Genomic DNA, 12,306 nt, shown 5'->3' on the forward strand with positions numbered 1-12,306 from the left:
CTGTCGACGCTGCAATGACCACTGAAACGGCCACCAAGCTCCCCAAGGCCAAGCCCGCTAAGCAGGACGAGTCCAAGGTGGGAGGCGTATCTAAGGTCATCATCTACGCGATTCTGGTGTTTTTGACCGTCGTGTTCTTGGGGCCAATCGCGTTCATTATCTTCAACTCGTTCAAGTCCAAGTTCGCAATTTCAGATAACCCCTTCCAGCTGCCACTAGGTGACATGTGGGTCGGGTTCGAAAACTACGCCGTCGGCCTGATGAAGGAGGGCTTCGGCTGGGCGATCGTGTGGTCCTTTGTCATCACGATCCTCTCGGTTATTGCGATTGTGTTCTTCTCTGCGATGACGGCTTACTACATCACGCGAGTGAAGACGTGGTGGACCTCGCTGCTGTATTACCTGTTTGTGTTCTCGATGGTCATCCCGTTCCAGATGGTGATGTTCCCGACCGTCAAGATCGCCGACATGCTGCATTTGAACAACCCAATCGGCATCGTGGTTCTCTACTTGGGCTTTGGCTCCGGCTTGTCGGTCTTCATGTTTGCCGGCTTCATCAAGTCCATCCCGATTGACATCGAGGAAGCCGCGATGATTGATGGCGCATCTCCGATGCAGAACTACTTCCGCATCGTTTTGCCCATGCTCAAGCCGACTGCAGTGACTGTCGCCATTCTGAACGCTATGTGGGTATGGAACGACTACCTGCTGCCGTACCTGGTCATTGGCCTGTCTACTAAGTACAAGACCATCCCGGTTGTCGTGCAGAGCTTCGTTGGCTCCAACGGTAACCGTGACCTTGGCGCGATGATGGCAATGCTGGTGCTCGCAATCATTCCGATTGTGATTTTCTACGTCGCCACCCAGAAGCACATTATCGAGGGTGTTGCTGCGGGTGCCGTTAAGGGATAGCTGCCTAAGCGTTAGCGCATAGGACGCCAAGCACCGCGTTTTACGAAAGCGAAAGCCTCAACCGCGTAGGTTGAGGCTTTCGTCTGTTAATCAGCCTTTATTAGGATATGAACCCGTGGATAGATTTTTCAGCACCGATACAAAGTTCTACGCAGCCTGGTCGCTGTTAGCAGACCTTGTAATCATCAACCTGCTGATGATCGTCGCATCCATCCCGATAGTCACTGCAGGCGCCGCAACTCGCGCTGGAGTAGTAGTCGCTCGCGACATGGTCCGTGACGAAGGCTCAAGGCCCGTACGGCGCTTCTTGCGCGCACTGTTGGACAATTGGCGCACACCAACCGTGTGGTGGCTATTCACCTTGGTTCTCGCCAGTGGCATTGGCTATGAGTTTTACGTTATCTCCCGCGCGGACCTCGGCACTGTCGGCCTGATCTTCGCCGCAGGAGTTACCTCCGGGGCGCTAATACTGCTGGGAATTACCGCGTGGGTCTACTCGCTGTGCTCGCTTTCCGACGGTCACTCGTCGCTCCGCCGAACCCTGGCAACGGCCACCAGCATGACCGTCAAAAACCTGCCGCGGACTGCGCTCGCAGTATTGGCGCTTCTCATCGTGCCCGCGGCCATATTCTTTTTCCCGGCGAAAATCTACGCGATTGCTACCTATGTCTTCCTCATCGGGTACGCGTTGAGTTGGTACTTGGTGATGCTGGCGCTTGAGCCCGTTCTGCCAGACAATGCTGGGTAGGTTCTCCCGCTGGCCCCACTGGCCCGGCTGGCACTGACTTAATCGGTGCCAGCTCGCACACCAGGCTGTTGACAATTCTTAGCCCGCGTACTCTTTCACAGGGGGAAAATCCTCCGCCTCGACCATCTCCAGCAGTTTTTCGCGACGTGCAAAAGCGGAGCATGCGCCGACCGCCTGTACAGCTGCTGCGCCTGCTGCGGTGGCCAGGGGGACGGCGTCGTAAAGCGAGGTGCCCTTAGCCAGTTCCGCGGTGAGCGTGCCGACGAACGCATCACCGGAGCCAGTGCCGTCGACAATCTTCTCCTCTGGCAGCTTGAGCGCGGGGTGCTCGTAGATTGTCGGCTCGTCGTCGAGACCGTCGGAGTGCTGTGCGAAGAGACAGCCGTGGTCGCCCCGGAGCATGACGACACTGGGGCAGTACTGCAGAAGCGCCTCGAGCTGTGCGCGGTAGTCGGTAGCGCGGATTCCTTCGGCGATGTCCAGGCGACGGATTGTTTCCCAGGCGCCCTTCATGTTGACGATCAGCGGATCTGCATGGTCAATCAGGGCAGGTGTAACGGTTACGACCGGATTGAGGTTCAGCACCAGTCGCGCGCTGTACATGGATGCGACGGACGCGATGGCCTCAGTTGCTTCCGGAAGGAGCTCGCCCTGCGCGAGCACGACATCCGCTGATGCGAACTCGTCGACGAAATCGGTGGGGTCGGTTAGCGCATCGGCACCGCGCTGGACAAAAATCACCGGGCGACCCTTGCGGTTCGTTGCGACGAAAGCGCTGCCGGTCGGCAAATCCCAGGACGTCTGAATGGAGTGGACATCTACGCCGTGTGCGTTGAGTTCCTCGACCACGAAATCCGCTGCGCGGTCCTCACCAACCGTACCGGCCATGATCGCACGGACACCGTTATAAGCGATAGCAACGGCCTGGTTGGCGCCCTTGCCGCCCAGCATATTCGTGCCGTCATCAACGATGAGCGTGCCACCTTCTGCGGGTACGCTATCGACCTGTACCAGGGTATCTAGGTGGATAGATCCACATACAACAACTGTTGGATTCTCATTCAGGTCAGGAATCGGCTGCATAAAAATATAGGATAGTCGGGAATTCAAATCCGTGTTGGCGGCCCGAGTTTACAGCCGTCAGAGCCCGCGAATCGATGCCCTACAATCGATGGCTATGGCAAAACTGTACTTCCGCTACGGAACCATGAACAGCGGAAAATCCATCGAGGTCCTCCGCGTCGCCCACAACTACCGCGAGCGCGACATGCGACCGTTGATCGCCAAGCCGGCCGTGGATACTTTGGCTGATGGTGACGTGCACTCCCGCATCGGAATCGCGGAACGCGCGCACCTCATCCACGACGGCGATGACCTCTCCTCGCTTGCCGACGGCCACGATTGCCTTATCATCGATGAAGCACAGTTTCTTACCCCTGACCAGGTCGATCAGTTGCTGGGCATTACCCTTCGCGGTACCCCGGTGCTCTGCTACGGCCTGCGTACCGACTTTCGCACCCATGCCTTTCCAGGCTCCCAGCGATTGCTCGAAGTTGCCCACACCATTGAGGAAATTAAGACAATCTGCACTTGTGGGCAGAAGGCCATCTTTACTGCACGGTTGAATCCGGACGGCAGCATTATCCTCGACGGCGAAACCGTGGAAATTGAGGCACTCGAAGCGCCGAAGTACATCTCCCTGTGCGCCAGCTGTTACAACCGGATGTCGGGGAAGTGGGCGTGAGCTGCCTAGGGTAGTCCCGGGAGCTAGGAGTGGGACAAGAAAACGGGCGAAGAGGAAAAGGGACAAAAAGGGAATAGCCCCGGCAGTCGATGAACTAGCCCCCTTAACCTCCAACCCTGCCCAAAGACCGAACGCTTCGGGTGTTACTCGAAACTCACCATGGTGTCGTCAAATACGTGCTCTAAACACAAAGCGCCTACACGGGGCTTGACCTCTACGGACACCTGAGCTTCTTCAGTCACACCGCGATGTCCTCGGCGGTACCGGCTGTCCACCGCTCATGGCTGTGGGTGCCTCGGAATCACCGACGTACTTACAGACGCGTTACTAGTTAGGTTAGGATAGCCTTATATAAAACAAGAGTGGTTGTCTACTGAGGAGGTAACGCAGTGTCGGACGCGACTGACGAACCCACCACGGCGCCCAAGGGGCCGACAAGTCAGCCGACGGAGGATAGTGCGAACACGGGGAAACCCGCCTGGCGCATTCTCCGCCCGGTGTCCGCCCCCATCGCCGTCGCCCTTTTGCTGCAGGTGCTCGGGAGCTTGGCCAGTGCCATTCCACTGCTGGCGTTGGTCCGGATCGTCAATGAACTACTCCTAGGCACTGACAAGGTGTGGCCAGCAGTATGGTGGTTCATCGGTGGACTCGGTGGCGCACTCGCCCTGGGGTCGCTGGCGCTGCTCATCACCCATCTGGTCGACCTGCGGCTACAGGCCGAGTTGCGCGTGCAACTGGCCGACAAGCTGAGCCGACTCCCACTGGGATGGTTCGATCAGAGCTCCTCCGGACGCGTCCGCCGCATAATCCAAGACGATGTCGCGAGCCTCCACCACCTTGTCGCCCACGCGCTGGTCGAGATCACCGCGGCGGTTCTGACACCGGTGGTCGGCGTCATCGTCGCACTGACCATCGACTGGCGACTCGGGCTGTGCTGCGTGATCAGTCCGGTGGCCTACATGGTCCTGTTCTCCGTGCTCGCGCCCGGAGACATGCGCTCTGTCATGGCCCGGATTGCCGAGTCGCTCTCCGAGGTCTCCGCCGCGGTAATCGAGTTCGTCGATGGGATCGCAGTGCTGCGCGTGTTCGGGGCTGAGGAGACTGGCTCGGCGCGCTTCACCAGGGCGTCAGACGACTTCACCTCGGAGTTCCGCACGCTTGTCACACCCCAGATGCGTGCCCACGCCATCGCTCTCACGGCCCTGGGGTTGCCGGTCGTCGCGCTGACTGTCGTCGTTCCCGGTGCTGCCATGGTCGCCGCCGGGTGGAGCGATGTCGCCGACGTCGTCGTGGTCACCATGATCGCTCTGTCGCTGCCCGCCACGCTGCTCACGGTCGGGGCCGGGCAACAACACATCAACGACGGGCTAGAAGCCGCCGGACGACTCATCACCCTTCTCGACGAGCCCGAACTCCTCGTGGCTGAACATCCCCTCGAGCCCGCCGGGACCGATGTCTCGATCGAGAACGTGACCTTCGGGTACGCGCCAGATGAGCCGGTGCTGCATGGGGTGTCGCTCACCGCACGAGAAGGATCGGTCACCGCGTTGGTCGGGGCCTCTGGCTCGGGCAAATCGACCCTCGCATCTCTCATCGCCCGCTTCCGTGACGTTGACGCCGGTGCGATCCGGATCGGCAACGTCGACGTGCGCGACATCGACCCGCACGTGCTCCATCAACACGTCGGCATCCTGCTGCAAAGCCCGAGCCTGCCTTCCATGAGCATCCGCGACAACATCGCGCTCGGGCGTCCGGGCGCGACCGACGAGGACATCCAGCACGCCGCCTCCCTAGCGGCGATCGACGCGCGGATCCGCGAACTACCCCGCGGATACGGCAGCGTTGTCGGAGAAGACGCTCGGCTCTCCGGCGGTGAGACCCAGCGCGTGGCCATCGCGCGGGCCATCCTCGCCGACCCTCACGTGCTCATACTCGACGAGGCCACCTCCGCGATCGACCCCGAGAATGAGGCCGCGATCGGGCAGGCCCTCGCCGAACTGACCCGGGGACGCACGGTCATCATGATCGCCCACCGCCTTGGCACGATCACCCACGCAGACCAGATCGTCGTCCTCGACCAAGGGCGAATCGTCGAACAAGGCGAACACGAATCCCTGCTCGCCGCCGATGGGCAGTACGCCGCGCTATGGCGCAACCAGGCCGCCGTCACGGGAGGTGCTCGATGATCACGCAGATTGAACGGATCGCTGGACAAGAAGGACGCTCAACACTCCAGCGATTCACAGCAGTGGCTGTGGCGGCCGGAGTCGCACAGGGACTGTCACTGGCATGTCTGGTCCCAGTACTGGCCCACCTGGCCCAGGAGACTTTCAGCTCGACGCTCTGGTGGTTGATCGCAATGGTGGTTTGCGCCGGCGTCCATGCCCTACTCACGGTGTGGGTCACGCGCGGGAGCGTCGATTTGACCATGTCTCTGATGTCGTCGATGCATCGCCAACTGGCGCGGCAGCTCATGCGTCTGCCGATGGGGTGGTTCGATGGCGGGTCCGCAGCCAACGCCTCACGGCTCTCGGTCCGCGGCACAATGTTCGTCGCCACCGCGATCGGCGACGTGCTTGCTCCGCTCATCGGTTACGTGGCGACTCCGTTGACTCTAGTGCTCGTGACCTTCTTCCTTGACTGGCGGCTGGGACTCTCGCTCGCCGTCGGGGTCCCGCTCGTGTACGCCTCGACTGTGCTGGCTCGCTCCTGGAGTGCCCGGGCCGACGCCCGACTCACCACCGCGGAACACCGCACGGATGCCGCGCTGCTCGACCTGGCCAAGCACCAGACGGCGCTGCGCGGGGCGCGAGTGGCAGGTTCTGGCTATGCACCCCTGGCATCTTCACTTGACCGACAACGTCGCCTCGGTATGTCGGCCCAGCTGGCCTCCGCCGCATCGATGATTGTCCAGAGTGTCGTGGTACAGACGGTCTTTGGCGCTGTGGTCACCGTGGCCGTATGGCGCAGTCTCGGCGGTGTGGACCCGCTCGTGATGATCGGTCTTATCCTGATCGTCACCCAGGTAATGGGCCCCCTCCGCACACTTTCTGAACTCGGCACGGCGCTGCGCCGCATGGATCGTGAACTCGACCAGGTGGTCAATTTGCTAGACGAGCCGGGGCTACCGGAACCCGAGCAGCCAGTCCCAGCACCGACGCATCCGCCGGAGATTGCGATTGACGCAGTGCGCTTCGGCTACGGAGACGCGATGGTGTTTGATGATCTCAATCTGACTGTTGCGCCGGGATCAGTTACTGCCATCGTCGGGCCATCCGGGTCGGGCAAGACCACGCTCACTCGCTTGATCGCCCGCTTCCATGACGTGGACGCAGGGGCCGTGCGGCTCGACGGCGTGGATGTTCGCGACATGGCCAGTGCCGATGTCCTCGGGGCAACGTCGTTGGTGTTCCAGGACGTCTATCTCCTTGACGACACCCTGCGCGCGAACGTGTTGCTCGGTCGTCCAGAAGCCACGGACGCCGAGGTGAACGCCGCCGCGAAAATAGCTCGGGTCGACGAGATCGTCGATCGCTTGCCACAAGGGTGGGCGACCCGCGTCGGTGAAGGTGGCAGACTGCTCTCGGGCGGCGAGCGGCAGCGTGTGTCAGTGGCCCGCGCTGTGTTGAAGCGAGCGCCTGTGTTACTGCTGGATGAGGCGACCTCATCGCTCGACGCGTCCGCCGCCGTGGCTGTGCAGGAGGCACTGCGCGAACTCAGCGGATTGGCGACAGTGCTAGTAATCGCGCATCAGGAGCACACGTTGGCGGCTGCCGATCAGGTCGTTATGTTGGACGGCGGGCGCGTGGCCGCAGCGGGGACGCATGAGGATTTGCTAGATTCGTCGCCGGCCTATGCCCGGCTGTGGGCTCGATAGTGATAGCTAACTCGGTAACCCAAGTCAGGCGTGCCGAACGCCCGCAATGGGGGACCGAGCGGTCTTCCAGGGCTCGACACATCATCGACCCAACGGCCAACTACCAAAAGAAAACCAACATAGAGCACTTCGCCCCACGCCGCTCACCACCCACCTGCCGGAGTAACCCCACCGCCTAAAAGTGTCAACAATGTCATGAGACATCTTGGCAAGCAGGTTGCGAGACAGCAGCCCCCAAAATCGGCGCTGGGAAGCGGAAACGTCCCACAGCACACTGTCAAGAATGCTGCGAGACTTCACATCGTGCCCCCAGCAGGGCTCGAACCTGCGACAAAAGGATTATGAGTCCTCTGCTCTAACCGACTGAGCTATAGGGGCAAGGATTTGGCACTGTGAAGTGGTAATTAAGCACTATGAACCAATGCCCAAAACCTCATAGCATCATAGCAATCTGCCACCGTGCGGTGATAAAAGCCCTATAGCCAGCGACTCTGGGAGCAGTTACACAGGCCCAATGAATCTGTCCCTCGTTCTCAATGACCTCATCTCCCGGGCGGGATGAAGCAAGCTGCCTCCCCATCCTCAACGAACCAAAGCCCCCGCAAAGTTACGACTTTCGGTTGATGAATCAGTGCTTGGACACTTCTAGCATTAATCCTATGAGTACAAAACCTCCCTTGAGCAGCGCCGACGTCTCAGCCGACGCACAAGCCGGTGCCACAGCGAAAGCGAAGGGCACCCCCGTCATGGCAATCGCCAACGAGGATCAGATCGCTGAGTTCGCGGCCTCACCACAGCGATGGTGGGGGTTGCTCGTGCTCGCGGTTGGCCTCGGCATGATCGTCCTGGACGGCACCATCGTCGGTGTTTCATTGCCGACCATCATTTCGGAGCTGAGTCTCGACATCGTGGGCGCGCAGTGGATCACCACAATCTACTCCGTCGTTTTCGCCGCACTACTCCTGACCTCTGGCCGCGCTGGCGACCGCTTCGGCCGTCGAACGCTTTTTCTCGTCGGTCTGGTCATCTTCACGGTCGGCTCCGTCGTGGCCGCACTTTCCACAGCCTTGGCGCCACTGGTCATTGCCCGCGTCATCCAAGGCATTGGTGGCGCGTGCATTCTGCCATCAACACTGTCCAGCGTGAACGCACTATTCCGTGATAAAGATCGTGCCACCGCATTCGGCATCTGGGGTGCGGTCATGTCTGGTGCTGCAGCAGTCGGCCCACTCCTGGGTGGCGTGCTTACGCAGTTTGCTGGTTGGGAAGCTATCTTCTGGGTCAACGTGCCTATCGCCGTCGTGCTTTTCGTCCTTGCGCTGCGCTGGGTGCCGAACACCGCAGGCGATACCAATGGCGAGGGTCGCTTCGATGTCCTTGGCCTGGTGTTGTCTGGAATTGGCTTTGGTGCCGTGGTCTTCGGCATCATTCAAGGCGCCAAGATAGGGTTTGCTTTTCCCTCCGCACCCGTCGTCACGCTCTTGGTTGGTGCGGTGGTGCTTGTCGCTTTCGTGCTGTGGGAAAACAGTCGTCGGAAGAACGCGGATCCTGCGCTGTTGGACGTGTCGATGTTCTCCTACGCCACGTTCAGCTGGGGGAATACCACGGCGATGCTTGTCGCGGTGGGTGAGTTCGCGCTGGTCTTCGTGCTGCCGCTCTACCTGGTGTCTGCGATTGGCTTATCGACGATCGCAACCGGCCTGGTCCTGGCAGCAATGGCTCTCGGTGCGTTCTTCGCAGGTGCCATGGCGCGTCATCTGGCAGCTCGGATTACCCCGGCCGGTGTGGTGATTGTGGGCCTTGGTCTCGAGGTCTTTGGTTCGCTGCAGTTGGCGGCCGAAGAGCGCGTTGACCTGCCGCTGTGGCTCGTTGTATTTGCATTGATCGTCTACGGCCTGGGGCTTGGTCTGGCATCGGCACAGTTGACCTCGCTGGTGCTTGGCGATATTCCGGTGCGTCTGTCGGGGCAGGCATCGGCAACGCAGTCGACAATTCGGCAGATTGGTTCGGCGCTCGGTGCTGCGCTCGGTGGTATGGCGCTGACGATTGGGCTGGATCGTGAGATCGCGAAGCTGTCGCCGGGCCTGGAGCAGATGGGGCAGGGGCTGAAGGATTCCGCTGGCTCGATGCTGATTGGTCTGCGTGCGCAGGGTGCTCCCGACGGTGTGTTGGTGCCGCTGACAAATGCGTTTGCACATGCCACGCAGTTTGCGCTGTATTCCGCTGTCGGCGCGTTGACTATTGGCTTCCTCTGCTCGCTGAAGGTACTGCAGTTGCGCAGGCAGGCTGAGAATGCGCAAGCAAGCTGAGAAATCGAATTAAAGATTCGGAATATTCGGTCGTGAGCTTGTGTTGGAAATTGGTGTCACAACATCAATCGTGGCAGTCTTATCGTTTGTCTCTTAACCGGACTTGCTAGATAGAAATGACCAACATGAAAATGCTCACAAAGCGGCGTTGGCTCGATTACGGCCGAATCTCCACTTCCTCCTGTCGCTAAACACTTCGGGGCTTCCGCCTCGCTGCGCCTGTCTCTTCGAGGCTGAGCTCAGCGGCCTCGGATCCCGTCGCGCTCATTTGTCAGACGGCATAAGGCGCGGCACAAGTGTTTTCAGAGAAATAAAACTCCAGGAGGAAAAGTGAATAAATTTAAATGGGCGACCGGCTTCGGTGCCCAAGTTGTCTATGGCCTGATTATTGGTCTCATTTTGGGCTTCATGGCCCGCAGTACTGGCGATGACTCCTCGCTGCGCACAGCGCTCGACGAGGTCGGCAGTACCTACGTCACGCTGTTGAAGCTGCTCATCCCACCACTAGTTGTCACCGCAGTCGTAGTGTCGATTGCCAACCTTCGTCAGGTCGCAGGTGCAGCCAAGCTGGCTGTTTCGACACTGATTTGGTTTGCCATTACGTCCTTTGTATCGGTGGTCATCGCCATCGTGCTGGGCTTGGTCATCAAACCGGGCGTTAACTCTGGTGTGGATGCCTCGGCAGCGCAAGAGCCGAGTTCCGTGGGCTCCTGGTGGGGATTCCTGCAGAGCATTGTCCCGCAGAACTTCCTCGGCCTTGGCGTGAAGATCAGCGAATCTGACGGTGCTGTATCCGGCTCGCTGAACTTCAACGTCCTGCAGCTGCTGGTCATCGCGATTGTCTTCGGTGTCGCCGCAGTGAAGGTTGGCCCGAAGGCTGAGCCATTCATCGAGTTTTCCGGCTCTCTTTTGACCATCGTGCAGAAGGTGCTGTGGTGGGTCATCCGCCTGGCACCGATTGGTACCGCAGCCCTCATCGGCCACGCCGTCGCTGAGTATGGCTGGGAAGCGCTCGGCAGCCTGGGCAAGTTCGCCATTGCTATTTACGTTGGCCTGTTCCTGGTCATTGCAGTCGTGTACCCAGTCGTGCTGAAGATTCATGGCATTAGCCCAATCGACTTCTTCCGTCGCGTCTGGCCAGTGACCTCGCTCGGCTTCTTCACCCGTTCGTCTATGGGCGTCATGCCGGTCACTGAGCGCGTTGTCTCCCGTCGTCTGGCCGTACCGGATGAGTACGCCTCCTTCGCAGTACCGCTGGGCGCCACCACGAAGATGGATGGTTGCGCCGCCATTTACCCGGCTATCGCGGCTATCTTCGTCTCGCAGTTCTACGGTGTGCCGTTGGACTTCACGGACTACCTGCTCATCATCTTCGTCTCCGTTATCGGTTCGGCTGCAACTGCTGGTACCACCGGCGCTACCGTCATGCTGACCCTGACCCTGTCGACCCTTGGCCTGCCACTTGCCGGCGTCGGCCTCCTGCTGGCTGTCGAGCCGATTGTGGATATGGGCCGCACTGCGGTGAACGTTACCGGTCAGGCCGTGGTCCCGTTGGTCGTCGCAAAGCGTGCGGGAATCTGGGATAAGGACGAGTGGGACGCCAGCGCCAACGCCGACCTGTCGCCAGCCGACGAGTCGGACGACGAGTCTGCAGACGCGCCTGCTGAGAAGTCCGATTCCGCCGAAAAGTCCGAGTCCGCCACGCTTGCGTAGTCTTGAGGACATGACTTCTTGGAAGCCCTCTGTTCTTGCGCAAGTTGATCAGTGGCCAGTTGACACGGTCGCGGCTGCCGTGCGTGCCGACGATGGCAGTTGGCACACCCACGGAGATAGCGGTCGCGTTTTTGAGCTCGCCAGTGTGACCAAGTTGCTAGCCGCTATGGGAATGCTTGTAGCCGTCGAAGAGGGCGCGGTGGAGCTCGACCAAGAGCTCACGCCACCCGGTCACGGCGCGACTGTGCGTCACCTTCTGGCGCACGCCGGCGGGGTGAGGTTTGCCAGCCGTGAGCTGGAAAAAGAACCAGGGGAGCGGCGCATTTACTCCTCCGCGGGCTTTGAAATCATCGCCGATGCCATCGCTGCGGAGGCAGACATGCCGTTTAGTGAATACCTGCGCCAGGCCGTGTTTGAGCCGCTGGGGATGTCAGATTCCGTGCTGGATGGCTCGGCAGGGCATGGCGCGCGTAGCAGTGTCGCTAATCTCATGGTCTTCGTCGATGAGATCTTCACCCCGACTTTCCTGCACCCAGGTACCGTCTCCGAAGCGTTGACCGTGCAGTTCCCGGGCCTGAATGGTGTCGTGCCGGGCTATGGAATGCAACGTCCGGCCGATTGGGGCCTGGGCTTTGAGATTTTCGGGCACCCCGATTCCAAGCAGGGGCTGTGGTTTGGCGCCTCGATGCCCAAGGATGTCGCAGGCCACTTCGGGCAGGCGGGCACGTTCCTGTGGCTTCATCGTCCAACCGGGCGGGCGGCAATCGCCTTGACCGACCGAGCTTTCGGCGAATGGGCCAAGCCGCTGTGGACTGACTTCAACGACGAACTATGGCGTGAACTGGAAGAACACGCTGAAGATTAAGGGGATATGAGCTAAGTCGGCGTCGCTTGCGGCGCCGATTTTTCGTCTCAGCGCTAAATCACGGGTTAAGTAAAGAAAAGTGTGTCTTTTCCGGGCGTGTTGCGGTTATTTGATCCAGCCTTTTTGGATGCCGAGGTTG

9 protein-coding genes and 1 tRNA gene are annotated in these 12,306 nt (G+C 60.1%); 8 read left to right on the forward strand and 2 right to left on the reverse strand.

Annotated elements, in window-relative coordinates; all coding sequences use genetic code 11:
- Positions 1-14: 14 nt before the first annotated feature.
- A complete protein-coding gene (locus QP995_RS06815) occupies positions 15-911 on the forward strand; it encodes a carbohydrate ABC transporter permease (RefSeq protein ID WP_284853049.1) in 897 nt (298 codons plus the stop codon).
- 115 nt (positions 912-1,026) lie between these two features.
- Positions 1,027-1,659 (forward strand): MusI family membrane protein, encoded by a 633-nt coding sequence (locus QP995_RS06820; protein WP_070546210.1) that lies wholly within the window; start codon positions 1,027-1,029, stop codon positions 1,657-1,659.
- 78 nt (positions 1,660-1,737) lie between these two features.
- Here the strand turns inward: QP995_RS06820 and QP995_RS06825 are convergent, their stop codons facing one another.
- Positions 1,738-2,742, reverse strand: a complete 1,005-nt coding sequence (locus QP995_RS06825) for a PfkB family carbohydrate kinase (RefSeq protein WP_048732662.1) — start codon at positions 2,740-2,742, stop codon at positions 1,738-1,740.
- Between the two features lie 94 nt (positions 2,743-2,836).
- Here QP995_RS06825 and QP995_RS06830 point away from each other — a divergent pair, with 94 nt between their 5' ends.
- The 3 genes from QP995_RS06830 to QP995_RS06840 all read left to right on the forward strand — a co-directional run bounded on the left by QP995_RS06830 (position 2,837) and on the right by QP995_RS06840 (position 7,280).
- On the forward strand, positions 2,837-3,403 hold the full coding sequence (locus tag QP995_RS06830) for a thymidine kinase (protein ID WP_038625984.1): 567 nt from the start codon (positions 2,837-2,839) through the stop codon (positions 3,401-3,403).
- Between the two features lie 497 nt (positions 3,404-3,900).
- Positions 3,901-5,589 carry an ABC transporter ATP-binding protein gene (locus QP995_RS06835; protein WP_160310019.1) on the forward strand — a complete coding sequence of 563 codons (1,689 nt, stop codon included), beginning with the start codon at positions 3,901-3,903 and terminating at the stop codon, positions 5,587-5,589.
- A complete protein-coding gene (locus QP995_RS06840) occupies positions 5,586-7,280 on the forward strand; it encodes an ABC transporter ATP-binding protein (protein ID WP_049189604.1) in 1,695 nt (564 codons plus the stop codon). Before QP995_RS06835 ends, QP995_RS06840 begins: the two co-directional genes overlap by 4 nt.
- A 304-nt stretch (positions 7,281-7,584) precedes the next feature.
- Here the strand turns inward: QP995_RS06840 and QP995_RS06845 are convergent.
- Positions 7,585-7,658 (reverse strand) — tRNA-Ile (locus QP995_RS06845).
- Positions 7,659-7,939: 281 nt separating this feature from the next.
- Here QP995_RS06845 and QP995_RS06850 point away from each other — a divergent pair.
- The 3 genes from QP995_RS06850 (at position 7,940) to QP995_RS06860 (ending at position 12,167) form a co-directional block, all read left to right on the forward strand.
- Positions 7,940-9,589 carry a DHA2 family efflux MFS transporter permease subunit gene (locus QP995_RS06850; RefSeq protein ID WP_083307937.1) on the forward strand — a complete coding sequence of 550 codons (1,650 nt, stop codon included), beginning with the start codon at positions 7,940-7,942 and terminating at the stop codon, positions 9,587-9,589.
- Between the two features lie 330 nt (positions 9,590-9,919).
- Positions 9,920-11,302 carry a dicarboxylate/amino acid:cation symporter gene (locus QP995_RS06855; protein ID WP_070854093.1) on the forward strand — a complete coding sequence of 461 codons (1,383 nt, stop codon included), beginning with the start codon at positions 9,920-9,922 and terminating at the stop codon, positions 11,300-11,302.
- Positions 11,303-11,312: 10 nt separating this feature from the next.
- Positions 11,313-12,167 (forward strand): serine hydrolase domain-containing protein, encoded by an 855-nt coding sequence (locus QP995_RS06860; protein WP_284853048.1) that lies wholly within the window; start codon positions 11,313-11,315, stop codon positions 12,165-12,167.
- The last annotated feature ends 139 nt before the right edge of the window (positions 12,168-12,306 follow it).

Origin of the sequence: Corynebacterium sp. MSK032 (assembly GCF_030232065.1) — a bacterium.
Classification (GTDB): Bacteria; Actinomycetota; Actinomycetes; order Mycobacteriales; family Mycobacteriaceae; genus Corynebacterium; species Corynebacterium jeikeium_D.

Coding starts and splice junctions, on each gene's coding strand:
- QP995_RS06830 (WP_038625984.1), top strand. CDS start 2,837: ATGGCAAAACTGTACTTCCGCTACGGAACCATGAACAGCGGAAAATCC.
- QP995_RS06840 (WP_049189604.1), top strand. CDS start 5,586: ATGATCACGCAGATTGAACGGATCGCTGGACAAGAAGGACGCTCAACA.
- QP995_RS06825 (WP_048732662.1), bottom strand. CDS start 2,742: ATGCAGCCGATTCCTGACCTGAATGAGAATCCAACAGTTGTTGTATGT.
- QP995_RS06860 (WP_284853048.1), top strand. CDS start 11,313: ATGACTTCTTGGAAGCCCTCTGTTCTTGCGCAAGTTGATCAGTGGCCA.
- QP995_RS06850 (WP_083307937.1), top strand. CDS start 7,940: ATGAGTACAAAACCTCCCTTGAGCAGCGCCGACGTCTCAGCCGACGCA.
- QP995_RS06815 (WP_284853049.1), top strand. CDS start 15: ATGACCACTGAAACGGCCACCAAGCTCCCCAAGGCCAAGCCCGCTAAG.